The organism is Candidatus Soleaferrea massiliensis AP7, assembly GCF_000820765.1.
Taxonomy (GTDB): domain Bacteria; phylum Bacillota; class Clostridia; order Oscillospirales; family Ruminococcaceae; genus Soleaferrea; species Soleaferrea massiliensis.
This window is the reverse complement of the sequence record NZ_CCYH01000005.1, coordinates 16,271-41,124: the sequence shown is the minus strand read 5'-3', so window position 1 is coordinate 41,124 and position 24,854 is coordinate 16,271. Positions and strand designations below refer to the sequence as shown.

The window sequence follows — 24,854 nt, the reverse complement described above, 5'->3', positions numbered from 1 at the left end:
AACCCTTCTTTAGACAAGTCCATAGTATGGACAAGAAGTGATGTTGTCCATATGGACAGCCGAAAGCCACGGACGTTCCAATCACGACACACAATACTCTGTAAATTTTAAAACAACATGATTGTAGGAGGATTCTATCATGGCTTTACAGTATTTTGACAATGTCGCCAGCATGCAGGCGGCAACTTTGGAAGCCGGAAGTACCGTTGTGACAAGAGGTTTTTACGCCGCGGACGACGGCGGCGGCGCCACGTATCTGATCGGCGCCTCGGGCACAGGCGACGGATATTTTTCATTTTCCACCGCAGGGGGACGCATCGCGCGGCTTCAGGTGGAGAACGACACGGTCAACATCCGCCAGATTGGCGCTAAGGGAGACGGCGTAACCGACGATACCGCCGTCATCAACAAGGCTACGCAGAGCGCATACAAGAGCGTCTACGCGCCGGCGGGAACCTATATCGTGACCCCGTATTACCGGAATGAAAGCGACCCGAATAAGGAGCTCAACAAAGCTGCCATCTGGCTTGCCCCTTACGGCCGGAACCTTTACGGCGAAGGACAGGAAAACACCATCTTTAAGGTGTCTGCCAACGCGGGACAGTATAAAACCGTCATCGGAAGCATCAGCTCCTATGTCGAGGGCATCACGATGCGCGATTTTACCATCGACCAGAACATCCAGAACAACCCGGTCATGCCGGTGGAGGGACCCAGCGGAAACGGCCTCAAGCTGTACTGCATCCTGCTGACGATGCACCTTTGCACCATCGAGCGTGTGACCTTCCGGCATCAGGGCTCCAACGCGATCTACGTCTCCAACGCGAGCAATCTGAGCGACGGATACCGCATTCAGAACTGTTATTTTGAGTTTGATATGAATCGTGCCGCCACGACAAAGAATTACGACAACAGCGCACTGTACTGTGTCGGAACGAATTTCTCGCTGTGCGACAACCGCATCACGACCCTGTTCGAGGTCGGTGAGACACTTCCCGGAGACGATTCCGTCATCCTCTGCGGCAGGGGCGGCATTGAGAACCACGGAAAGGGCGCCTTCATCTGCCGCAACAGCATCGACAAGTATCATTCCGGCATCAACTATACCGGCCGCGCGCCGGACCCGGACGCTTACGGAAATGTCAGCGGCAATATGATCACCAACGCCTGCATTGGCATCGCGTTCTATGGAAACGACCAGATCGAGCCGGTGGACGTCGGCGTCAAGGGCGTCAAATGCGAAAACAACGATATCCGTCTGATCTTTTCGTATCAGTATGATTTCCCGACCGGCATTCTGACGATGAACTCCCGCTGTTCCTTAAAGAACTGCAGCTTCATCGGCAACACGATTACCTTTGACCGGTCCACCTACGATGAGACGCGCAGCCCCGCCTTAAAGCTCTGCGGCGGTATTATGCTGCAGTCCTGGACGCTTCAGGACATCTATATCAAAGGCAACGTCATTGTCAACGCGCCGGGCATCGGCATTCTGGTCAACCGGCAGACCATCCGGAGCTGCAGCCTGCGCAACTTCTTTGTGGACGGCAATCAGCTGATCGACTGCGGCTGGTGCAGGAAGGCCTATCTTGTGAACGAGCAGGATGTCGTTGAGGACGCGCGGATCTGCCAGCTTCGCGCGGGCATCAAGCTTTGGCCGGAGAGAGCGGGCCGCAACGAGCTGTCCAACGTCTTCATCACAAACAACTGCATCATTGACACCAGTGAAGAGGGCCAGTGCATCCACTCGATCGACGTCCCAAAGGCGTTGGTGGACGATGGCAAGGTCTTTGTCCAGGACAACATCGAACAGAGTGTGAGCGGCGCTGGCTTCTACACGCCGGCCATGGATTCCATCAACGACCAGCCGTACGAACGCATCCCGGCGATAAAAGCGGTCGGGGCCTCGATTCCGGCAGGCAGCTATTATGCCGGACAGCTGCTGATCCAGCCCAGCGCGCAGACCGGCGTCAGCCATCTGGTGTGCACCGCGTCGGGCGTGTGGGGCAAGAGCCTTCCTGAGAATCTGACCGGCAGCATAGACCTCAATGTGAACAGCACGGTCATCACGCTGTCAAGCGCACAGCACGGCATCCAGAGCGGCGATACCATCGTCATCTCCAATGCCTCATCCGAACGGACCATCCCGGTTTTGGCGGTCAACGGAGCAACGCTGTACACCGAAGCGCTCGATCTGAACGGCATTGTTTCGGTTGCGTACGGCCCCCAGGCGGTCTTCTCCTCCTCGGGCAAGACGGCGGGCACCGTCGCGCTACCGGAAACAGGCCGCATCGACGCGGAGGTCATCATCGCCTACACCGCCGTTGGCAGCACCACGGGCGGAAACGGCGAGCTTGTCCACGCGAACGGCTCGTTAACCGTTGGAAACAGCAGCGTCGAACTGCCGGAGCTGCGCATGCAGGACACGGTGGAGGTGAATGCGCTGACCGGCAATGGCACCATCACGCATAACACCGAAGTCGCGGCGCTCAGTTCCATGAGTTGGTTTGAGAATACCAGCAAAAGTTCCAAAACTTCTCTGTTTGTCGCCGCAAATAATCCTCTGGAAAACGCCTTCCCACATGCGGATGACCAGTTTCCAGAAGACGTTGTGTCCGATTATTTCACGATCTGCAGGGTGCACGACATTTACCCCTATCCCGAAACCACTACAGTTGGCTTGACCGTCGGCAGAGCCAACGCGGTCCGCGTCCGGATCTCCAGACAGACCTTAATTGACGACGGCTATGCGGACACTTTGGATGGGTTTAAAAAATGGATAGAAGACAAGGATCTGAAGGTCGCCTATCTGACAACCCAGCCAACCACCGAAGCGTATCAGGCGAACAGTCTGCTTGCCAGCAGCAGCGGAACCGTCTCGCTGACCGGCGGCTACACCGCGGGCACATTGACGGCCTCTACGGTGCAGGCGCAGCTTTCGGCAAGCGCCGGCTGATATCGCAGCTCGGCCTCTATGCCGGCATCGCTGTATGCAGCAATGTCTGATTCAAAAAGGAAACCGTATACCTGCGGTCTTGCCGCAAACAAAGAACAGGCCCCGTCTGGGAGCCTGTTCTTTTCGGTATATGGCAACAGTAAATCCAAGGCGGCTTCAGCAGTTTACCTGTTTCTCTTTCTGCTGATGAGAATGACTGCACCTTGTCGGTCTTGCCGAAGGTTTCTAAGGAACGATTTTTGATGCAAATACCCTCTTCATGCTTTAAAAAGGTCGGGAATTCAGCGTCTTTGCCCCGTTCCTGATGACCGTCCGCGGCACCGGCCGCCAGTTCCCCTCCCGCAATTTGGTGTTTCCTATAATAGGTCCCTTCTTTTTCTCTGTTTTTATACTTTTGCGGCGACTCGGGATTTTCGCCTGTGGAAATCCCGATTTTATTTGGAAAATAGAGTCGAAGGCATATCCGTGATCTGTTCCATTTTCTGCAACGAAATGTTATAATAGAACGGTATCAACACAAATGTTTGATGTGTATTTTGTCAGGATGTGTGATATCCATGAGGAAAACAGAAAAAACGGTTCCGCCATCCTCTCAAGAAGGCGGACACTGCCCTATCGGAAGCATGGCGGCGCTCAGAACACAGCGCCGAATGATATCCTGCAGCTTTGAAGGGGCAGGCTGAAAAATCCAGCAGCCATACACATCAAAACCAGAAAGGCGGTATTATGATGAAAAAACTGCTCAACGTCTCGTTTGCCTATGCGGTACTGGCCATGTGCGGCGGGGTCTTTTACCGGGAGTTCACCAGGCTCCATGGATTTGAAGGGCAGACGACGCTTTCGTTTGTCCACACGCACCTGTTTTTGCTCGGCATGTTCTTCTTCCTTCTGTGCGTCCTGCTGGAACGGGCGTTTCGCCTTTCCGACCAGAAACACTTTGGCACGTTCTTTGTCATCTATAACCTCGGACTTATCGTGACGGCCGCGATGCTGGCGGTACGCGGCGTCTGCCAGGTCCTCGGCGCCGGGCTGACATCCGGAATGGACGCCGGCATCTCCGGAATCGCCGGATTTGGGCACATCCTGCTGGGTGTGGGAATCATCCTGTTCTTCGTGCTCCTGCGCCGCTGCGTCCTTAAAAGAAAGAAAACGGCTTGACCCGCGCGAACCATATGGGGAAAAATCGAGCCGCGGCATTCCATAGAAAGCCCGCGGGAAAGAGCCTGGAAGAACATACTGGCCATCACAGCTTCGACATGAGAAAACAGGGAGCATGACTGCCCCGCTTCCCTGTCCAAATAACTGTAAAGGGGATTATTTTATGGACAACAATCGATTTGAGCGCGTCTATGCACAGGGAATCACAAACATCACCGAAATCTGGGTGGACCGTGAAACCGGTGTCAACTACATGTTTCATTCATCCGGTTATGCCGGCGGCATGACACCGCTGCTTGACCGGGACGGCAAGGTGGTCGTTTCGGCCGTCACCGGCAAGTAGGCGCCGCCGGTTCGGACGCGGAGGAGACGATATTTTTTTTTCTTCTCACCCCATGAATTCCGGGATTTCACTTGCAATCGGGGCCGGAAGGTGTTATCCTCAGGATAAGGGATGACACCCATCTGCAACATCAATGAAAAAGGGGGAATACCAGGTGGACACATGCGATCGAAGTACGAGAATGGACAGCGATGATTTCACGCATACCAGCGCCTGCGCCGCACCGGTTTTCTCCGTGTACGATATCAGGTGAAGATGCCTGAAATCTCGCCAGCCGAAGGACGGGGGTCTGTACGCCCGCCGCCTTGGGCTGGCTTTGTCTGTTTGGAGACTTCCTTGCTGTAAATTCAGAGAACAGGAGGATGGAACCAATGGAACAGAACTGTAATTTTGAGCATTTGACAGCGCTTCTGGAGCAGAAGGATTACCGGGCACTGCGCATGCTGTTGGCCGAGGAGAATGAAGCGGACATCGCCGACTTCATTGAACGGCTCGGGCAGGAGGAAGCGGTCGTGATCTTCCGCACACTGCCCAAGGAGCTTGCCGCCGAGGTCTTTTCCAGGCTGCCCGGCGAAACCCAGCAGGTCATTGTGGAGGCCATCACCGACCAGGAGCTTTCGGTCATCGTCGAGGAGCTGTTTGTCGACGACGCCGTCGATATGCTCGAGGAGCTGCCCGCCAACGTCGTCAAGCGGGTGCTGCAGAACGCGCACCCGGAGACGCGCAAGCTGATCAACCAATTTTTGAACTACCCGGAGAATTCAGCCGGCAGCATCATGACCGCCGAATTCATCGACCTGCGCAAAAACATGACCGTCAGCGACGCGATCAAGCGCATCCGGCGCATCGGCGCGGACCGCGAATCGATCTATACCTGCTATGTCATCGACGACTTCCGTCTGCTGGAGGGGGTCGTGACGGTCAAAGAGCTGCTGCTCTCGCCGGACGACAGGGTCATCGATACGCTGATGGAACGCGACGTCATCACGGCGCAGACCACCGAAGACCGCGAAGAGGTCGTCCAGCGCATGATGAAATATGACTTTCTCTCCATGCCGGTGGTCGACCATGAAAACCGGCTGGTGGGCATCGTCACCGCCGACGACGTGATGGACGTCATTGAGGAGGAGGCCACCGAGGACTTCGAAAAGATGGCCGCCATGGCGCCGTCGGAAAAACCCTACCTGAAGACCAACCCGTTCGTACTGGCCCGCAAGCGGATTGTCTGGCTGCTGGTGCTGATGATCTCCGGCATGATCACCGGATCGATCCTCGGCAAATATGAGGCCGCCTTCGCGACGATGCCGCTGCTGGTCACCTTCATCCCGATGCTGACCGACACCGGCGGCAATGCCGGAAGCCAGAGCAGCACGCTGATCATCCGCGGTATGGCGGTTGGGGAGATCAGGCCTTCGGATTTCTTCCGCGTGCTGTGGAAGGAAATGCGGGTCAGCCTGATTGTCGGCGTGGTGCTGAGCGCCGTCAACTTTGTGCGGCTGGCCGTCACCTATCCGGGAAACGAGATGGTGGCGCTCACCGTGGCGTTCGCCCTGCTGGCGACCGTCGTCATGGCGAAAACCATCGGCGGCATCCTGCCAATGGCTGCCAAGCTGCTGAAGGCGGACCCGGCCATCATGGCCGCGCCGCTGATCACCACGATTGTAGACGCATTTTCGCTGATCATCTATTTCACCATCGCACAGTCTTTGCTGCAGCTATAGGGAAAGGCATCCATCCGTTTTTTCCAGCGGATATTCTTTTTCTGCATGAAATATCTTCGCAGCAGCTCAGTTTGATCAAAGGAGTTTATATATGGAATTATTTGATACCATCTGCGGCCGCCGCAGCATCCGCGCCTTCACCGACCGGGAGGTCCCTGAAGAAATGGTCCGCGCGGTCATAGAGGCCGGTATGCAGGCGCCCTCATCGAAAAACCGCCAGCCGTGGCACTTCACCATCGTGCGCGGCGCCTCCAAAGCAGGAATGCTCTCGCGCATGGAGCAGGGGATCCTGCGGGAACAGACCGGCGTCAGCCGGCTGCCCGGCAGCGCGCGGCATCTTGCCGGCGCAGAATACACCGCCGCGATCATGAAGCAGGCGCCGGTGACCATCTTCATCAGCAACCCGCTGGGACTGGACTTATCCGAGCCGCTTGATATGGAACAGCGGTTCTATGAAATGGCCAACCTGCAGTCGGTCGGCGCGGCCATACAGAATATGTCGCTGGCAGCCCACGCCCTGGGGATTGGAAGCCTGTGGATCTGCGACATCTACTTCGCGTATGAGGAGCTTCAGTCGTGGATCGGCGGACAGGGGCAGCTTGCGGCCGCCCTTTCGCTGGGATATCCGGACGAATCCCCCGGCAAGCGGCCCCGCAGAAAGCTGGAGGACATCGTGCGCTGGATATAGCCGTTTCTGAAAACGAAAGGCGAGCGGAGCTTCGGCAGATATATGCGCGCCTTCTCATCCGCAGCATATATTGGGATGCACATAGGGACTTCCATGCGGACGTAAGCTGAGCGCCGGCTGTTCACCCCTCAGATATCCGTTTCAAAGTTGTCGGTCAGCTTGCAGTGCAGGGTTGCCCCGGTTTTCATGCCCAGGCTGAAATAAATTTCTTCAACAACGAAGGAATATTCGTTCACATGGGTAATGATTTCGTCCGCTTCTTTTTTGCCGTATTTTTCAGTCAATCGATTTTCCAGTTTTGAATACGCATCGGCTTCTCTCTGGTTGAAGCTGTCATAGCTGATGGAGACCTTGTCACTGCCATCGCGGATAAAGCTGCCTATCATCTGCAGATTCAGCCGCCGCGTCATGGCCGACAGATAGCTTTCGGTATAGCCGCGCCGGATACGTTCTTCTTCCTTGTGTTTTTCAAATTCGTCCATTGTGCCGCTCCTTTCATCGAGTCAACAAATTGATTTTTTCTTTATCTAAATTTCCGTTCTCACAACGTCCGCCCGCGATTCCTATGCGGTCGGTCGGCTATGCGTTTTTGGATGTTTTCTGTATGTTCACCCCCTACAATGGAGAATTGTACCTTAAATAAAGCTGGAAATCAAACACAAAATGACTAGTGATTTTGTTTGAAAAATACTTATTTTGGAAGTTTACTCGAGCAGAAGTAATATTACTCTTGTTCGAGTAAATTGTTGCTTATTTGAGTAAAAGGATAGATGTAAATTTTTTATGAACCGCACAGCTTTACGATAGTATTTACCGACAAATAAGCCATAAAACGGATATAAAGATACGGTACCAGCCGAAGTATCGGGGTACCATAAAAACAACCTGTAACCGGGGAAGCGTCCGCTGCTAGCTATGCCCAACCACTCAGCCAAAAGCAAAACGCCGCCCGCAGGCGGCCGAAGGGAAAACGGGATATCAGAGGGGATTTTCAAGGGGGCCATCTGGCCTTGAGCGGCACTGTGCATGGCCCCCTTGAACGGCCTTTCTTGGTTACTTCTTTGGCCGGCAAAGAAGTAACTGCCACTTTGCCAAGGTGTTACTTGGTAAATACAGTAGAGCTACTGCGCTTCAGCGGAGCAACGACCACACAGCCAAGTGTCACTTGGTAAACATAAGCAAACCGCTGTGCCACAGCGAAGTAACGGCCACCTTGCCAAGGCATCTTGGCAAACCAAGTAAAACCGCTGTGCCACAGCAGAACCATGACCAGAATACCATCCAATTAAAAATCAGATCATTGCGAACGAAGGACCGGCATGGTGAAAACCATGCCGGTCCTTTTCAACGTAGGATATGCTCCGCGGTGCGGACAACATTCGGATCGGAGACTTTGCTTCAACCGGCTTATGCTTCCGATTTCAATTTATGTAACATGAGCCCGCACAGGAATACCGCAACCGCCAGAATCGCTGCCAAAGGCCACAAGCTGCCAAGGGAAAAGCCGCCCTTTGCCATCAAATCGTATCCCCATGCCGCGGGGAATAACTTTCCTATAACCTGAAGGAACCGGGGAAGCAGATCGGCGGAAAACATGATCCCCGACAACATGATGGACGGCAGGAATATGATCTGTGAGATCATGGTAAGCTTCGCCGGTCTTTTCACCATCAGCCCCAGCACGCATCCGATGCTCAGGGACACCGCGGTAAACAGGGCGAGCGAGCCAAAATAGGCAGGCAGGCTTACCGGGAGCGCCGCGTCGAAAGCAACCGGGGCAATGACGTAAATGATGGCGGACATCAGTAGCAGATGGATGAACGCGGACAAAAATACAGAAACCAGTCCAAGATACAGCGGCACTCCGTTGGCCCTGTATACCTTTTTCATATCGCTTCCGTATATCTCCGAAAGGGTGGGCGGCAGGCCGATTAGCGCCCCCATCGACACCCCCATTACGGTCATGGACTGTATCAGCGTGTCCTTAGCCTGCGGATTGATGGATGTGAAAATCCCGCCCATCACGGCAAAGAACAGCAGCGGGACAACATAACAGGTGATGAGCAGCGCCCTGCTTCGAATATCCAGCTTCCATTGCAGCGCCACGCCATATAAAAACGCGCTCATGCTTCATTCCCCCTCGCTATATCGATAAAATGCTGTTCCAGTGTCCCTCTGTCTACCTTGATGTCCAATACGGCGATGCCTTTTTGTTTGAAATCCCCCAGCAGGGTCAGCATGGTTTCCGCGATGTCGTCGGATTCATAACACGCATCGCCCGTCTCGGTCTTGATATGAATCGTGTAATGGCTGCCAACCTTCGCGGTGAGTTCTTCAACCGTGCCCAAAAACACAATCTTGCCGCCGTTCAGAATCGCTATGCGGTCGCACAGGGCTTCGACCTCCGCCATGTCGTGGCTGGCCAGCACAATGGTCTTCCCCTGCGCTTTCAGTCTGCGTATCTGGTCGTGGAGCGACACCCTGCCTTCAACATCCAGCCCGGCGGTCGGCTCGTCAAGGAACACGATGTCCGGATCACTGATCAAAGCCAGCGCCAAATGCAGGCGCCGCTTCTGCCCTGTGGACAGCTGGGCATACTGCTTTTTCCCCAGCTCGTCGATTCCAAGGGCGGCAAGCATGGTATGGTCAATCTCTGCATGGTTCCATTTCGCGAATAACCGCACGGCTTCCATCGGACGGATGTGTTCCGGGAGCGTCGCCGACTGCAGCTGGATGCCCATTCTGCCCTGCACCGCGACGCTGCCGCCATCGTACCTGCGCAGGCCCTCGATGCATTCGAGAGCGGTGGTTTTGCCCGCGCCGTTTACGCCGAGCAGCGCAAAGATCTCCCCTTTTCCCACATGGAAACGCAGGCCCTTCAGCACCGTATGGCCGCCGTAACATTTTTTCAGCCCGTCAACTTTGATGGCTTCGTTCATGTTGTTCCCTCCTCAAACGGATTGATTCCCAGCCTGGAAAGATAGACATCCAGGGCCGGTTCGATATATGTGATGGCAAGCAATTGTTTCTGCTTCCACTCATTGTCCACCCCAGCGAAGCTTCCAATCTCCATCAGCTTTGGCAGCAGGCTCATATCCCCGGAGGTAAACTCCATAATCATATCCCAGTAGGCCTTCGCAAGCGCCTGCCCCTTTTCACTCTCGGGCGGCACGCCCTCCCGCTGGAGCTTTACCGCCTCGTTCTGCAGATGATTGAACAAACCGATCATCGCATTGCCGCTTTCCTGATCGAACCGGCTGCGCATATGGTCCAGCGTTTGATCGTCGAAATGCTTGATCAGCCAGTAGAACTCATTTTTCATCTGCAGGTTGACGATGATGTCGGCGTACTTCTTGAAATCCACCGTTTGCATCTGCAGCACCTCCGCTTTCAGCGCTTCGATCGCCTGCAGGGATTCCGAAAGGGCATCCATCTTTGCGCGGATGGCGGCCGCCTGTTCTGTCAGCGCATTGGCGACATCGACGGGGGAATCCATGGGTATCAAACGGTTTTTAATCGTGTCCAGTGAAAAACCGAGGCTCTTCATGGACAGGATCTGATGCAGCTTGATCATATCCTTATCTGTATAGAGCCTGCGGCCGCCCTCGCTCTCCGCCGACGGCGAAAGCAGGCCCTCCCGGTCGTAGTACTGCAGGGTGCGGACGGTTATGCCCATCTTCTTCGCGACCTCCCCCACGGTCATATATCCCTGGGGGATCGCTCTGTTGTTCGACATTTCAATCACCTCTGTCTCTATTATACCTTATGACCTTACGTCACAAACAATACCTTTTCAAAAGATTTTTGTCCGTTTTTCACATGGGACGCCATCTGTCACGCAGAACACCACCAAGCGCCGAACCGCGGTGTGCTCCATGAAACGGGAATCATTCCCCGGGAAACACGGCGGCAGCCAGCTGTTTCGCCGTCCGGCGCCGACGGCAGGTATTTTTTCCTTGACTTCTTCCCCGTTTCGTTTTAAACTAGTAGTTATGTAGGCTCTTATAAAGATGCCGCCGCTTTTTCCCGTTTGATGGGAAACTTTGAAGATGATAACGGAGGTAATACAGCGATGATTTCGAATTCAGAGAAGACCATGGAGAAGATCGTCTCTTTATGCAAAGGAAGGGGCTTCGTCTATTCCGGTTCCGAAATCTACGGAGGTCTTGCGAATACCTGGGATTACGGCCCGCTGGGCGTGGAATTTAAAAACAATGTCAAGAAGGCATGGTGGAAGAAGTTTGTGCAGGAATCCCCGTACAACGTCGGCCTCGACTGCGCGATTCTGATGAACCCGCAGGTCTGGGTGGCGTCCGGCCATGTCGGCGGCTTTTCCGACCCGCTGATGGACTGCAAGGACTGCAAGACCCGCCACCGCGCCGACAAACTGATTGAGGATCAGTCCGACGCCGCGCCGAACGGATGGTCCAACGAGCAGATGATGGACTTCATCAAGGAAAACGGCATCAAATGCCCGGAATGCGGCAGCACGAACTTCACCGACATCCGCAAGTTCAACCTGATGTTTAAAACTTTCCAGGGCGTCACCGAGGACGCGAAGAATGAAATCTTCCTGCGTCCGGAAACCGCGCAGGGCATCTTTGTCAACTTCGCGAACGTCGCGCGTACGACCCGCAAAAAGCTGCCGTTCGGCGTCTGCCAGATCGGCAAGAGCTTCCGCAACGAAATCACGCCGGGCAACTTTACCTTCCGCACCCGTGAATTCGAGCAGATGGAGCTGGAATTCTTCTGCAAGCCGGGCGAGGATCTCACCTGGTTCACCTATTGGAAGGACGCCTGCAAAAACTGGCTGCTGAACTTGGGCATCCGGGAAGAAAACATCCGCCTGCGCGACCATGAGCAGGAGGAGCTTTCGCACTACTCCAACGCAACGACCGACATCGAGTTTCTGTTCCCGTTCGGCTGGGGCGAGCTGTGGGGCGTTGCGGACCGCACCGACTTCGACCTGACGCAGCACATCAACCAGTCCGGCAAGAGCCTGGAATACTTCGACACCGTCACAAACGAAAAATATATCCCGTATGTCATCGAGCCGTCGCTCGGCGCCGACCGCGTTGCGCTGGCCTTCCTGTGCGACGCCTACGACGAGGAGGTGCTCGATGAGAAGGACACCCGCGTCGTCATGCGCCTGCATCCGGCCCTCGCGCCGTTCAAGGCCTGCGTCCTGCCGCTCTCCAAAAAGCTTTCGGAGGAGGCCGGCGAGGTCTACCAGACGCTCGCGAAGCACTTCATGGTCGACTACGACGACGCCGGTTCGATCGGCAAGCGCTACCGCCGTCAGGATGAGATCGGCACGCCGTTCTGCATCACCTACGACTTCGAGTCCAAGGAGGACGGCTGTGTGACAGTCCGCGACCGCGATACGATGGAGCAGACCCGTCTGCCGATTGCAGAGCTGGTCAAATTCATCGAGGAGAAGATCGAATTTTAACACTTGACAAAACCATATATCAGGAGCCATACAGACCGGGAATACCGGCCTGTATGGCTCTTTTTTTGTGATGGAAACCCCATCAGCCATTCCGGCGGAGACACCCTGTCAGCTATCACTTCAAGCATTGTGCAAAAAGAATGACAATAAAAATCACACTGCGGCTGAAAAGAAGCCATCCGATGCGGCTTCAGCATCACCAACGTGTAACGTCTCTCTTGTCCAGTGCTTTCAGAACCAAACCGGCATCTGATCTTTTCAGGCTTTTGTGTTCCACCTCGTTCAACGGATCGCCGCGGTTCAAGTGTGATCCGCACCGTACGCACCAACGTCCGATAGCTCCATGGAAAAAACAAGCTTTCGCAGGCTGGTAACAGAGCCGGAAAAACTGCCTGCGTCCCACTGTCATGACCCCAAAACTTTTTCCCGTGCCCGCCAGCTCCTGTTCTGAAGTTTCCTATTCTCAATATCACCAAATCCGGAGCCCGTTATTTGTCTGATTGCATAAAAAACTTCGAACAAAAATGATTTTCTATTGTATTTTTTAATAAATTATTTATAATATACATAATAGATTAATATTCCAAGAAACAATCCGATGATATTCATAGAAAGGAGGCTTCACCGGTTCCTTGTACAGCAAACAATCGTTATAAAAAGAGAATGGAGGAACATTGATGAAAAAAAGATTCAAAAAAACATGCGCCATCTTTCTGACACTGGGGCTTCTGCTGCAGTCCGGCTTTGCCGGCGGTGTTTCCGCCGCGGACCCCGCTGAAACGCCCAAACGATTTGTAGAAGCGGAGGATGGCATCCTGCTGCCCAACGCCGCCGGACAATATGCCGAGATCGCCAGCAAAAGCGGCGCCTCCGGCGGAAAGAGCCTGGAGGTATTCCAGGACGGCAAGGGCGCGGAATACCGCAATATCGCGCAGTCCAACCGCATCACCATCTGTTATGCCAATACCAATAAGACCGGCGTGGTGGACGTCTATGTCGACGATGTAAAGCTCTCGTCTATCCCGTTTACCCCGACCGGTTCCTGGGGGCCGCCGTTCAACACCTTTGCGTCGGCGGATGTGTATATCCCGGAGGGCGCCACGGTCAAGCTCGTCAATCCCGGCACCGCCACCAACATCGACTACATCGAATTCACCAACGACCCATTGTACGACACCTGTCCCGCAGGCCATCTGCCCGCTGTGGATGCTCAGCTGGACGGCGCACAGGCCTGTGAAGACCTGATGGCCTATACCGGACGGGCCGTGACGCTTCCAAAGGACGGCGCGAGCATCACCTTTACCATTCCCGCGCTGGAGGAGCCCAGAAACATCGTGCATCTCCGTTACCGCGCGCAGGCGGACGCCGCCGGCACGATTTCGGTAAACGGCGGCGAGCCCTCGCCGGTTCATCTCTATGAGACAGCCGGCGGCATGTATGAGGACTACCGCAAGGACGTCGGTACCCTGCGGGAGGGCGACACGGTCACCCTGACTCTGACCGGGGATGAACCGGTCTGGATCGACACCGCAGCGCTTTCCCATCTGCAGTTCGACGCGGTTGAGCCTGTGGACGCCGGATCGGTTCCGGCAGCCGGGGACAGGCGCAGCGTCTCGATGAACGGCACCTGGGAATGCGTGAAAACGGATGACAAGCTCACCCGGATGCCGGAATTCTATGACAACCGCATCCCGGTGCCGGGACTGTGGGACCTTGCCCAGAACGATCTCGGCAGCTATGAGGGGGCCTCCCTCTGGTACCGCCGCAGCGTCCGTTTTGAAGAGATCCCTGAAAACGTCACGCTGAAGATCGGCAAGGCCGCTTATGGCCGGTACATCTATGTCAATGGCCGGCAGGTGGACTATTACACCTTCAACTACACCGCATCGGAAACCGATATCACGCCCTATCTGATCCCGCACGCCGAAAATGAGATCGTCATCCGCGTGCAGAACAAGAGCCAGCAGCACAGCGATCCGGCTTCAATCGGGCACACCGGCTACGACGGCGAGCGCCATAAATACTATCCGGGCGTCTACGACGACGTCAGCCTGATCTTCAACAGCGACCCGGTCATCTCGTCGCTGCAGAATTCCCCGGACCTGGAAAACGGCACGGTCCATATCCGCGCGTTTTTGAAGAACAGCTCCGCCGGCGCAGTCACCACACCGGTCACCGTGCAGATCTATGAGCTTGGCGTGGTGAAGGGCGGACGGGAACCGGACGCCCCCAAGCTGGTGGGCGAACAGACCATCGACGGCGTCACCGTCGGCGCAAACGGAGAACAGACGGCAGACTTCTCGGCCATCAGGCTCGACGGCTTTGACAGGTCGAAATACTGGTCTCCCGACAGCCCGTTCCTTTACCGCATCGTTGTGAAGACGTCGGGAGACACCTGTCAGGACCGGTTCGGCATGCGCACCTTCCATTTTGATGCCCAAACGCATCAGCCGATGCTCAACGGCGAGCCGCACTTCATCCGCGGCACCAACGTCTGCCTTTACCGATTCTTTGACGACCCGCTGCGCAGCGACCTCCCCTGGACGGAATCCTGGGTGCGGGAGCTTTACGACCAATTCCGGAATGTGAACTGGGAATCCTTCAGGACCCACGTCTGCTTCCTGCCGGAGAGATGGTATGAGATTGCAGACGAATACGGCTTCTTGATCTTCGATGAATATCCGTACTGGCAGCACTGCGACGGCTGCGAATGCACCACGGACGACCTGCTTCCCGAGGTAAAGAACTGGATGGTGGAACGCGGCATGCACGCCTCTGTGATCCAGTGGGATATCCAGAACGAATCCTATAACGGCGGCGTCACGACGCCGATTATCCGTGAACTGCGGTCCTACGACATCCAGGACCGGTCCTGGAACAACGGCTGGGTCGCCTATGACCAGGAGACCGATTCGGCGGAATGCCATCCGTATCTCTATTCCAACAACGAATTCAACCTTGGGTATCTGAACGTCATCGACCGCAAGCCGTGGACGCTTCCGGCCGGCAACCAGAACATCGCCATGATCATCAATGAAACCGGCTGGAACTGGCTGAACCGCGACGGCACGCCGACCCTTCTCGGCGATCCGTGGTACAGCAAGCACATGCCGGGTGCGACCGCAGAGGAGCGGCTGGGCTACTATGCTGAATCCCAGGCGCAGCTTGCGGAATTCTGGCGGCTGGGCGGCTTTGTCCAGGGCAATCTGCAGTTCACCGGCCTGAGCTATTCGGTGGAGGGCGGCGCCACCAGCGACGTCCTGCAGCCGGACATCACCCATCCGCAGATCAGCCCTTATCTGACCGATATGCTGCGCAGCGGCTTTGCGCCGCTGGGCATCGCGATCGACAACTTCGACGAGGAATGCTGGCACGGACAGCAGAAGACCTTCCCGGTCACGCTGATGAACGGCGTCAACACCGCTTTCGAAAACGTCAGCGTCGATGTCGTCCTCTATGTCGGGGAAAAAGAGCTGTCCAGACAGAACCTGCTGTTCGATGTGGACAGGATGGAAACCGTCTCTCAGGAATGCACCGTCATGATCCCGGAACAGACCGACAGCGAACAGCTGCGGCTGGTGGCACGGTATACCGACCAGAACGGCGAGGAAATTTTCAGCCAGCGCAAGCTCGCCGTCAACCACAGCGAGCACGGCATCGCGCTCGGCAAAAAGGTCACCGCCAGCTCGATGAAACAGGAGAGCTGGTACCAGAAGCATTATCCACAGAATGTCGTGGACGGATCGAATTCCACCTATTGGGAAGCGAACAGCAGCGACGCCGCGCCCTGGATCACCATCGATCTGGGCGAACCGATGGACCTGTCCAAGGTGAAGCTCAACTGGACCGACCACTATGCCAAACGCTACGCGCTGGAGGCATCTGACGACGGCATCAACTTCCGTCTGCTGCAAAACGGAACGGCGTCCGCCGCGGGCGATCAGCTCATCGACATCGAATCCTCCGGCCGGTATGTCCGGGTGCGCGTTCTGGAACCGGGCGGTTCCGCGCCCGGACTCAATGAGTTCGATGTCTGGGGCGTTCCGGCAGATTACGGCATCGCGTTCGGCAAGGCGGTCTCCGCCAGCAGCGAGCAGGATGGCTGTCCCGCCGCTTCGGCCAACGACCGGGACGACACAACTCGCTGGGCCTCCGATCCCGCCGGCGGCACGCGTCCCTGGATCATGCTCGACATGGGCGACACCTTCCGCTTCTCCGCTGTAAAGCTGAACTGGGCGGCGCCTGCAGGGCGGTATGAGATTCAGGTCTCCGACGATGCAAAATCCTTCACCTCGATTTATCAGGGCACCGCTCAGGATGCGGGCGAACAGCGGTTTGAGGTGAGTGGCCTCGGCCGGTACATCCGGATGCGCTGTCTGGAGCCGGGCGGTCAGTGCTGCTCTCTCTGGGAGTTCGATGTCTGGGGCGAATCCGCCGTCCAGCTGCTCTCGCAGAACCAGCCGGTCTATGTCAGCTCCTGGCAGGACCAGACGGTCAACAATCATCCGCCCGCACACGTCAACGACGGCAGCGAAGCCACCCGCTGGTCCTCGGAAACCGATGGCGTGGACCTGCAGCCCTGGGTCACGATCGATCTCGGAGAATCGGCCAGAATCAGCCAGATCCGGCTGAACTGGGAGGCGGCCTATGCCAAGCAGTACCAGCTTCTGATCTCCGACGACAATGAGAATTTTACTCCCATCTATACAGGCGGCACTTCCGGCGCCGGTGAACAGATCATCCCGGTTTCGGCCAAGGGCCGGTATGTGCGGATGCACTGTCTGGAGAAGGGCACCATCTACGGCTGCTCCCTGTGGGAATTCCAGGTCTTCGGATACTCCACCCTGCCGGCCGGCGAGGGCGTCGCTTACGGCAAGCCCATCACCGCGAGCAGCGTGCAGGACGGCAACCCGGTCAGCGGCGCAAACGACCGGAATGAAAATACCCGCTGGGGCTCCGACACCAGCGAACCGCAGTCCTGGATCACGCTGGATATGGGCGAGCGGATGGACTTCTCCGCCATGAGCCTGAACTGGGAGGCGGCCTACGCCAAACGCTACGACATCCAGGTTTCGGATGACAACGAGCATTTCAAAACCATTTACGAGGGCAAAGCGTCCGGCGCCGGGCTGCAGCGGTTTGAGATTGCAGGCACCGGCCGGTACATCCGCGTGCAGTGCCTGGAAAAGGGCTCTCCCTACGGCTATTCCCTGTGGGAAATCGATGTGTGGGGCAAACCGGCCGCCAAGCTGGTGCCGACAGACGAATCCCTTTCCATCGATGCGGGCGTCCTGCGCGGCGTTCTTCCCTCGACCAGCGCCGACGCGCTCAGAGAGATGTTTGAACCGGCGGACGGCACAGAGATCATTGTTTCCCGCGGCGGACAGCCGCTGAGCGGCTCGGATGTCGTCGGCACCGGCTGCGTCATCCGGCTTGTGAAGGACGGTCTGACCCTTGACGAAGCGCGGATTCTGATTCTGGGCGACGTCAGCGGGGACGGTCTTCTCAGCGTGACCGACCTCATTTCGATCAAGCGGGCGATTCTGGGCCATGCGGGCGCTGATTTCCCGGCCGAAGCGGCCGACGTCAATCGCGACGGTAAGATCAACATCTTTGACCTGCTCGCGCTCAAGCTCGCCATCCTGAATGCAGAGCATCTGTAAAACATAAGCCCGTATGCCTGACCGCCTGTCATAAATCCGCACTTATGTCTGGCCGCCTGTTATCGATCTGCATTCACAGCAGATGAAACCGGGCGGTCAGACCGGATATTACAAAGGATGCCGCACAGCCGTCGATGACTGTGCGGCATCCTTTCTTTACAATGTTCCATTCATGTCCCACAGCGTCTTCTATTTGCCTTTATAGAGCATTCCCATTAAAAATCCGATGGCGCGTTTCTGTCTGGCGGCAGAGAGCTTTCGGAAGACTGAGAGCAGTTCCAGCTCCTCTTCGGATAAATCTTTTTGCAAGAAGCGTTCCATTGAAAGGGAAATATGGGTTCGATCCAGCAGATAATCGGCTGATACATCCAATTCATCACAGAGCTTCAGCAGAGTGCCGATGCTGGGATTTGACCGGCCGCTTTCATAGGCGCTGATTGTTTCCTGCGCCACACCGATTCTCATAGCCAGCGCAAGCTGATTTAAATGTATCGATTCCCGAAACTTCTGCAAATTTTCCATACTCCAACTCCTGCCGCCTTCCCCTTCATGTAATTGCTGAGAAACTTTTGTGTTTTTTCTCTTTCTAAAAAAATCCTTTGTTGCTTTAAAAAGCGTGTTCAGCTTCTTAAACGGGTTTACCTTTGTCCATAAACATTCTGCTGATACTCTGGAAATGTATACCCATCAGTCTGTCCCTCCAGTATTTTTCTCTACGGTTTCTCACATAGCTGTTCCGTTCTATCAATAAGATTCTATCACATCAGCTACTTTTATCTATAGACGTATACATGATCTAATGTACACATTATCTCTTGCACAAATGCGGTATTCCCACCATGATCCGGGATAGAAAAAAGCAAACCCGCACTTTCATCAACCTCTGCAAAGATGAAACGTCCTTGCGCTTCCGGACAATCCTGCGTTCTGTACAAAAACGGCGGAAATCATGGGATGGATATTCAGCAGAATCACAAAAATGACCATTCGTCAATTTTATATATTGACGAATGGTCATTTTTGTAGTATGCTATCCCTCGGAAAGAAAAAAAGTGACCAACGGTCATAATTATAGGAGGTGAATCGGATGTTGATGGGCAAGGTGGACGCCAAAAAAAGAGAGAAGAAAAACAAGCTTGAAACCGCGGCCTACGAACTCTTTACAAGCAATGGATTCAACGAGACCTCGATCGATCAGATCGCCAAAAAGGCGGATGTCGCAAAGGGAACCTTCTATCTTTATTTCAAAGACAAATCCGATCTGATCAACCATGTCATCTTCAAGCGGAGCGTCACGCTGATTCGGGAATCGCTGCAGCGGGCCAAGGCACAACAGGTGGATGACCACATCGACCGCGTGATTTTTCTGGTCAGCGATATCATCGAGCACCTGCGGGAAAACCGGATGCTGCTCAAGGTCATCAGCAAAAACCTGTCCTGGAGCCTGCTTGGGCATGCGCTGAAGGAAGATGAGGACCCGGAAATCACCGCTCTGATGAACGAATATGTCGCAGAGCTTACCCGGCACGGATTTGCCGAACAGGAAGCGCGCCAGCTGATCTTTATTGTCATTGAGCTGGTCAGCACCGTCTGCTATTCCTCGATCATCATGAACGAGCCGGATGACATCGACACTTTGAAGCCGATGCTGTTCAGCACTATCCGCAGAATGCTGACCAAATAACCTACCAATCAATCTGGAGATGAAACCAAATGAACAAAATGGCTAAGCTTATCGTCAAGAAACGCGTGCTGATTCTGATTCTTGCCATCCTGCTGCTGATTCCGTCCGCGATCGGCTATTTCAGCACCTTTGTCAACTACGACATCCTCTCCTACCTGCCCGAAGAGGTGGATTCCATGAAGGGGCAGTCGTATCTCGAAAACGACTTCCATCTGGGTTCCTCCGCCATGCTGGTGGTCGACGACATGGAAGCCAAGCAGGTGCAGAAGCTCAAACAGGAGATTGAAGGGGTTCAGGGGGTCGAAAAGGTTCTCTGGGTGGACGACGTCATGGACATCACCGTTCCGCCCGAGCTTCTGCCGGACGACTTCAAAAACTTCTTCTACAGCGACACCGGCACGATGCTGCTGATCAACTTTTCAGACACCACGGCGTCCAAGAGCACCTTCGACGCAATTGACCAGATCAAGCAGATCACAACGAAGAACTGCTTCATGGGCGGGCTTGCCGCCATCGTGCAGGATACCAAGAATCTGGCGGACCAGGAAATTCCAATCTACATCGCCGCTGCGGTGATTCTGGCCATCGTCGTGCTGGCGCTCGGTCTGGAATCGACCGTCGCGCCGTTTATCTTTATCTTGGGCATCGCGTTCCCGATCATCTACAACTTCGGCAGCAACGTCTTTCTCGGGCAGGTTTCGTATATCACGCAGGCGCTTGCGGCCATCCTGCAGCTGGGCGTCACGATGGACTTCTCGATCTTCCTGCTGCACCGGTACATAGAGGAAAAGGAGAAGCATGAAAGCCGCGAGGATGCCATGGCCGCCGCCATCCACGCGACCTTTGCTTCGATCACCGGCAGCTCGATGACCACCATCGCGGGCTTCCTCGCACTGTGCACGATGAGCCTGACGCTTGGAAAGGACATCGGCATCGTCATGGCGAAGGGCGTGCTGCTCGGCGTCATCTGTACGCTGACCATCCTGCCGGCGCTGATCATGTTCTTCGACAAGCCGATTCAGCGGTTCCGCCACAAGACGCTGTTCCGCGAGGCGAAGCGGCTGCCCGGCTTCATCGCAAAGCATTACAAGAGCATATTGGTCTGCTTTGTGATCCTCTTCATCCCGTTCGCGTACGGCCAGGCCAACACCAGCGTCTACTATGCGCTGGATGAGACCCTTCCGAAGGATCTCCCCTCGATCGTCGGCACCAACAAGCTCAAAGAGGATTTCAACATGACCTCCACCCACTTCATCCTGGTCAGTGACCAGCTGGAGAACTATCAGATTAAGGAGATCTCCGACAAGATCGAGCAGGTCGACGGCATCGACACGGTCATCTCCTATGAAAAATATATCGGCGGACGCATCCCGGGAGATGCCGAGCCCGAAGCCATCAAGGAGATCTTACAGAACGGCGGCAAGAAGATGATTGTCGCAAACTCGCTGTACAAGGCGGCCAGCGATGAGGAGAACAGCCAGATCGACGAGCTCAACACGATCATCAAGTCCTATGACCCGGATGCGGTCATTGCGGGCGAAGGCGCGCTGACCAAGGATTTGATCGACGTCGCGGACGTCGACTTCGCCAACGTCAACACCGCCTCGATCATCGCCATCTTCGTGATCATCGCGATCTGCTTCAAGTCCATCTCGATCCCGGTTCTGCTGGTGCTGGCGATTGAATTTGCGATCAGCATCAACATGGGCATCCCGTTCTTCACCGGCACGACGCTGCCGTTCATTGCCGGCATCGTCATCGGCACCATCCAGCTTGGCGCGACGGTCGACTACGCGATCCTGATGACCAACCGGTTCAAGGAAGAGCTGCGGGGCGGCCACACCGTCAAGGAAGCCGCGCAGATCGCCGTGCAGAAGTGCTCGGTCTCGATCATCACCAGCGGCTTCACCTTCTTCGCGGCCAACATCGGCGTCGCCATCATCTCGAAGCTGGATCTGATCAAGAGCCTGTGCTCGCTGCTCGCCCGCGGCGCGCTGGTCAGTATGATCACCATTCTGGTCGTGCTGCCCGCGATTTTGATCCTGTTCAGCCGTGTGATTGAAAAAACCTCGATCGGCTGGCCCAAACCCATGAAACCAAACAGCACCCCAGCACCCGGCGGGATGCCGCATTCTGCAAAGGAGAGAAGCTTTATGAAACGTTCCGGCTTAAAAGCCCTTTCAATATTCACCGCGACCGCCATCTGCATGTCGGTCACGCTTGTACCGATGGCCTTTGCCAAAGAGACCGGCGGCTATGAGAAGGATGAAACGGTCTACCTGATGCTGAACGCGGACGGCTCTGTCCGCGTTCAGATCGTCAGCAGCTGGCTGCACAACGACCACGGCATCGGCAGCTACACCGAACAGACCAGTATGAAGGATGTCAAGAACGTCAAGTCCGACGAAGCGCCAACCCTCAGCGGCAACAAGCTGACCTGGAAGCTCGACGGAAACGATGTCTATTATGAGGGCACGACCGACAAGACCCCGCCGGTCTCGATGAAGATCAGCTACAAGCTCGACGGGAAAAAAATCGAGCCGCAGGCGCTTGCGGGCAAGGACGGCAGGGTGGAAATCACGGTGTCCTTCCAAAACCACGTCAAACAGACCAAGACCATCGACGGAAAAAAGCGCGATATCTACACACCGTTCATCGTCGCGGCGGTCTGTGACCTGCCGACCGACCACTTTCAAAATGTCAAGGTTTCCAGCGGCAAGGTGCTCTCCGAGGGCAACAACCAGGTCATCACGATGATCAGCGCGCCAGGCCTTCGGGAATCGCTTGGCTCCGGCATCGACGCGGTCGAGGAGCTGACCGGCTTCGAGCTGCGGGACAGCTTCACGATCACCGCCGAAGCGTCCGCGTTTGAGATGGAACCGATCATGGGCGGCATCCTGACCGATCTTCCGCTCGACTCGCTCAAGGAGATCAGCAGCGCCGGCCAGCTGACCGACGCGCTGACCTCGATGAAGGACGCGACCGGCCAGCTGACCGACGGCACCAAGGCGCTTTCCGACGCACTGCGCACCTACAGCGGCAAGATGGATGAACTGCTCTCCAGTGTCGGGATTCTTGATTCCGGCGCGCTGGCGCTGGACGACGGCATCAGCACCCTCGCCGGCGGCGCAGGACAGCTGCTCGGCGGCATCGGCACGCTTCAGAGCGGCGTTCAGGCGCTGCACACCGGTATCGGTTCGCTGAGCGGCGGCGCGGGACAGCTCACGCTGGGCGCTCAGAAGCTGCGGCTCGGCAGCGCGGACCTCAAAACCGGAGCCGAAGGGCTGACGGGCGGCATCACCGGCCTTTACAGCGGGCTGAGCGAGCTGGACAGCGGCGCGAAGGACCTCCAAAGCGGCGCCAGACAGGTGGACGACGGCGCGAAGAGCCTTGCGGGCGGCATTGGCAAGCTGAACACCGGCGCGAAGGATCTGAACACCGGTTCCAGGGATCTCTATACCGGGCTGGCACAGCTGAACACCGGCGCCAAAGACCTCAAGGACGGCATCGAGGCTTACACCAAGGCCATCGGGGACGCGCTGGGCGGCATCCAGCAGAAGCTTCCGGAAATCGAGAACAGTATGAACGCCTTCGGTCAGGATATGACCGGTTCCCTGACCGACATCCAGACCGACCTGGAGCAAAGCTCCTCAGAGATGCAGGGCATCATGGCCCAGATTGCGGCGCTGGAAACACAGATCGACACCATGCGCCAGACACTCGGCGAAGATGCGGTGAAGCCGCTGCAGGACACTGTGAACACGCTGAAGCAGCAGCTTGCCGGCCACGCATCCACCCTGCAGGCGACCGGCGGCGATGTGCAGAAGCTCGCGGGAACCGCTCAGAACTTCCAGAAAGATTTCGGCAAGACTTATGAGGAACTCAAACAGAAGCTGGCACCGCTCTCTGAACAGCTCCCGGCACAGTCCCAGAAGCTGCTGAACGGCGCCAAACAGGTGTCAGGCGGCGTGAGCGGCCTGCTGGACGGCGCGAAGAAGCTGTCTGCCGGTACCTCCAGCCTCTATCAGGGCACCGAGGACGCACAGAAGGGCGCGGGCACGCTCCAAAACGGCACTGCGCAGGTGTACAGCGGCGCGCAGGGCCTTGCCGCCGGCAGTGCTCAGGCACTGTCGGGAGCCGCGCAGCTGCAGGCCGGCAGCCGGAAGGTCGCCGGCGGGGCCAGTGACCTGAACGTCGGTGCAAACGAGCTGTTCGGCGGCCTGAGTACCCTGTCAGACGGTGTCGGCCAGATTTCCGGCGGCGCGGATTCCCTGCTTGCAGGCGTGCGGACCTTCTCCGAAAAAAGCGCTCCGCTGTCCGCCGGCATCGATCAGCTGCTGAGCGGCGCGCATTCGCTGAAAGCCGGCACCGCCGCGCTGACAAGCGGCGTATCCCAGCTGGATGCGGCTTCCGGCACGCTTTCCGAAAAGAGCGGAGAACTGGATGACGGCATGCAGACCTTTAAGAAACAGGCGGTCGACCAGCTGGACGAAAAGGTTGCTCCGAAACTCGACGATCTCAACGATATTCTGGCCGTCAAAGATGAGCTCATCAACGCTGGAGAAAGCTACACGAGCTTCGCAGGAGCGGCGGACGGCTGCGAAAGCACCGTCAAGTTCATCATCAAGGCGGATGGCATCAAACCCGCACAGCAGGTTTCCGCCGATGTCCCTGAGCAAACACAGCCGCAGAATGAGAACTTCTGGGATAAGATTGTGAACTTCTTCAAAGGCCTCTTCGGCATCGAATAAAATCCCCTACCTCCCCTACCCTTTTAAGCGGATGGCATCCAGAGCCATCCGCTTCTTTTTTGAATAAGGAAAACAGGCTGCTTTAGCAGCAGCCTGTGAAAACGCTGCGGTTGGTAAACCTTTCAATGAGCCTTCAGGCTCAGTATAAAACTCTTATAGGGTTTGTTCACGTCATCCGTTGTCATGGGTGGTTGTGTCTTGTAATCATGTATCTCGTTGCCCTGTACCGGTTTTTAATCGCGTTTTTGGGATGCCGCATCATAACCCTGTTCTTACTCCAGGGGGGCCAGGCTGTTTCTCACGGCCCTTCCTGCTATTTTCTTCACAGCAAAAAAGGAACCGGATCAATCCGGTTCCTTTTTCATGATTTTTATGTTTGATGATTTCATATATTTTTATACACCATGTATATACTTGATAACTTTCAACAAACAATCC

Annotated in this window: 14 protein-coding genes and 1 pseudogene; 10 read left to right on the top strand and 5 right to left on the bottom strand. The window is 55.8% G+C overall.

Features of this window, described 5'->3' with window-relative positions; all coding sequences use genetic code 11:
* The first annotated feature begins 139 nt into the window (after nucleotides 1–139).
* The 5 genes from BN348_RS01050 to BN348_RS01030 all read left to right on the top strand — a co-directional run bounded on the left by BN348_RS01050 (nucleotide 140) and on the right by BN348_RS01030 (nucleotide 6,866).
* Nucleotides 140–2,956, top strand: coding sequence for a glycosyl hydrolase family 28-related protein (locus BN348_RS01050; RefSeq protein WP_040195652.1), 2,817 nt, complete (start codon nucleotides 140–142; stop codon nucleotides 2,954–2,956).
* Nucleotides 2,957–3,685: 729 nt separating this feature from the next.
* Complete coding sequence (locus BN348_RS01045) at nucleotides 3,686–4,114, top strand: DUF2871 domain-containing protein (protein ID WP_197068249.1); 429 nt, start codon at nucleotides 3,686–3,688, stop codon at nucleotides 4,112–4,114.
* A gap of 163 nt (nucleotides 4,115–4,277) precedes the next feature.
* Nucleotides 4,278–4,457, top strand: a complete 180-nt coding sequence (locus tag BN348_RS01040) for a DUF6440 family protein (RefSeq protein ID WP_040195650.1) — start codon at nucleotides 4,278–4,280, stop codon at nucleotides 4,455–4,457.
* A 371-nt stretch (nucleotides 4,458–4,828) separates the two neighbouring features.
* Complete coding sequence (gene mgtE, locus BN348_RS01035) at nucleotides 4,829–6,178, top strand: magnesium transporter (RefSeq protein ID WP_040195649.1); 1,350 nt, start codon at nucleotides 4,829–4,831, stop codon at nucleotides 6,176–6,178.
* Nucleotides 6,179–6,269: 91 nt separating this feature from the next.
* Nucleotides 6,270–6,866 (top strand): nitroreductase family protein, encoded by a 597-nt coding sequence (locus BN348_RS01030; protein WP_040195648.1) that lies wholly within the window; start codon nucleotides 6,270–6,272, stop codon nucleotides 6,864–6,866.
* 128 nt (nucleotides 6,867–6,994) lie between these two features.
* On the opposite strand, the gene BN348_RS01025 is transcribed toward BN348_RS01030, so the two are convergent.
* The 4 genes from BN348_RS01025 to BN348_RS01005 all read right to left on the bottom strand — a co-directional run bounded on the left by BN348_RS01025 (nucleotide 6,995) and on the right by BN348_RS01005 (nucleotide 10,602).
* Nucleotides 6,995–7,348: a hypothetical protein gene (locus BN348_RS01025; RefSeq protein ID WP_040195647.1), complete on the bottom strand. Its 354-nt coding sequence runs from the start codon at nucleotides 7,346–7,348 to the stop codon at nucleotides 6,995–6,997.
* A gap of 925 nt (nucleotides 7,349–8,273) precedes the next feature.
* Entirely contained in the window at nucleotides 8,274–8,993 is a 720-nt protein-coding gene (locus BN348_RS01015) for an ABC transporter permease (RefSeq protein WP_040195644.1), read from the bottom strand.
* Nucleotides 8,990–9,805: an ABC transporter ATP-binding protein gene (locus tag BN348_RS01010; RefSeq protein WP_040195642.1), complete on the bottom strand. Its 816-nt coding sequence runs from the start codon at nucleotides 9,803–9,805 to the stop codon at nucleotides 8,990–8,992. Before BN348_RS01010 ends, BN348_RS01015 begins: the two co-directional genes overlap by 4 nt.
* On the bottom strand, nucleotides 9,802–10,602 hold the full coding sequence (locus BN348_RS01005) for a MerR family transcriptional regulator (RefSeq protein ID WP_040195641.1): 801 nt from the start codon (nucleotides 10,600–10,602) through the stop codon (nucleotides 9,802–9,804). The genes BN348_RS01010 and BN348_RS01005 overlap by 4 nt, the downstream gene beginning before the upstream one ends.
* A 336-nt stretch (nucleotides 10,603–10,938) precedes the next feature.
* Between BN348_RS01005 and BN348_RS01000 the strand changes: the two genes are divergently transcribed.
* Both BN348_RS01000 and BN348_RS00995 read left to right on the top strand, forming a co-directional pair.
* Nucleotides 10,939–12,318: a glycine--tRNA ligase gene (locus BN348_RS01000; protein ID WP_040195640.1), complete on the top strand. Its 1,380-nt coding sequence runs from the start codon at nucleotides 10,939–10,941 to the stop codon at nucleotides 12,316–12,318.
* Between the two features lie 677 nt (nucleotides 12,319–12,995).
* Nucleotides 12,996–17,981 (top strand): discoidin domain-containing protein, encoded by a 4,986-nt coding sequence (locus BN348_RS00995; RefSeq protein ID WP_040195638.1) that lies wholly within the window; start codon nucleotides 12,996–12,998, stop codon nucleotides 17,979–17,981.
* Between the two features lie 189 nt (nucleotides 17,982–18,170).
* On the opposite strand, the gene BN348_RS12800 is transcribed toward BN348_RS00995, so the two are convergent.
* A complete protein-coding gene (locus tag BN348_RS12800; protein ID WP_052446595.1) occupies nucleotides 18,171–18,503 on the bottom strand; it encodes a helix-turn-helix domain-containing protein in 333 nt (110 codons plus the stop codon).
* Nucleotides 18,504–19,068: 565 nt separating this feature from the next.
* Between BN348_RS12800 and BN348_RS00985 the strand changes: the two genes are divergently transcribed.
* The 3 genes and pseudogenes from BN348_RS00985 (at nucleotide 19,069) to BN348_RS14390 (ending at nucleotide 24,416) form a co-directional block, all read left to right on the top strand.
* On the top strand, nucleotides 19,069–19,665 hold the full coding sequence (locus BN348_RS00985) for a TetR/AcrR family transcriptional regulator (protein WP_040195637.1): 597 nt from the start codon (nucleotides 19,069–19,071) through the stop codon (nucleotides 19,663–19,665).
* A gap of 29 nt (nucleotides 19,666–19,694) precedes the next feature.
* Nucleotides 19,695–21,752, top strand: a pseudogene (locus tag BN348_RS14395) (efflux RND transporter permease subunit); the annotation flags it as partial.
* A 3-nt stretch (nucleotides 21,753–21,755) separates the two neighbouring features.
* Nucleotides 21,756–24,416: a coiled-coil domain-containing protein gene (locus tag BN348_RS14390; protein ID WP_420885247.1), complete on the top strand. Its 2,661-nt coding sequence runs from the start codon at nucleotides 21,756–21,758 to the stop codon at nucleotides 24,414–24,416.
* Nucleotides 24,417–24,854: the final 438 nt, after the last annotated feature.

What these genes read in the sequence shown, in the direction of transcription:
- BN348_RS12800 (WP_052446595.1), bottom strand. Translation starts at nt 18,503, where the DNA reads ATGGAAAATTTGCAGAAGTTTCGGGAATCGATACATTTAAATCAGCTT.
- BN348_RS01040 (WP_040195650.1), top strand. Translation starts at nt 4,278, where the DNA reads ATGGACAACAATCGATTTGAGCGCGTCTATGCACAGGGAATCACAAAC.
- BN348_RS00995 (WP_040195638.1), top strand. Translation starts at nt 12,996, where the DNA reads ATGAAAAAAAGATTCAAAAAAACATGCGCCATCTTTCTGACACTGGGG.
- BN348_RS00985 (WP_040195637.1), top strand. Translation starts at nt 19,069, where the DNA reads ATGTTGATGGGCAAGGTGGACGCCAAAAAAAGAGAGAAGAAAAACAAG.
- BN348_RS01045 (WP_197068249.1), top strand. Translation starts at nt 3,686, where the DNA reads ATGAAAAAACTGCTCAACGTCTCGTTTGCCTATGCGGTACTGGCCATG.
- BN348_RS01005 (WP_040195641.1), bottom strand. Translation starts at nt 10,602, where the DNA reads ATGTCGAACAACAGAGCGATCCCCCAGGGATATATGACCGTGGGGGAG.
- BN348_RS14390 (WP_420885247.1), top strand. Translation starts at nt 21,756, where the DNA reads ATGAAACCAAACAGCACCCCAGCACCCGGCGGGATGCCGCATTCTGCA.
- BN348_RS01030 (WP_040195648.1), top strand. Translation starts at nt 6,270, where the DNA reads ATGGAATTATTTGATACCATCTGCGGCCGCCGCAGCATCCGCGCCTTC.
- BN348_RS01015 (WP_040195644.1), bottom strand. Translation starts at nt 8,993, where the DNA reads ATGAGCGCGTTTTTATATGGCGTGGCGCTGCAATGGAAGCTGGATATT.
- BN348_RS01025 (WP_040195647.1), bottom strand. Translation starts at nt 7,348, where the DNA reads ATGGACGAATTTGAAAAACACAAGGAAGAAGAACGTATCCGGCGCGGC.
- BN348_RS01010 (WP_040195642.1), bottom strand. Translation starts at nt 9,805, where the DNA reads ATGAACGAAGCCATCAAAGTTGACGGGCTGAAAAAATGTTACGGCGGC.
- BN348_RS01050 (WP_040195652.1), top strand. Translation starts at nt 140, where the DNA reads ATGGCTTTACAGTATTTTGACAATGTCGCCAGCATGCAGGCGGCAACT.
- BN348_RS01000 (WP_040195640.1), top strand. Translation starts at nt 10,939, where the DNA reads ATGATTTCGAATTCAGAGAAGACCATGGAGAAGATCGTCTCTTTATGC.
- mgtE (WP_040195649.1), top strand. Translation starts at nt 4,829, where the DNA reads ATGGAACAGAACTGTAATTTTGAGCATTTGACAGCGCTTCTGGAGCAG.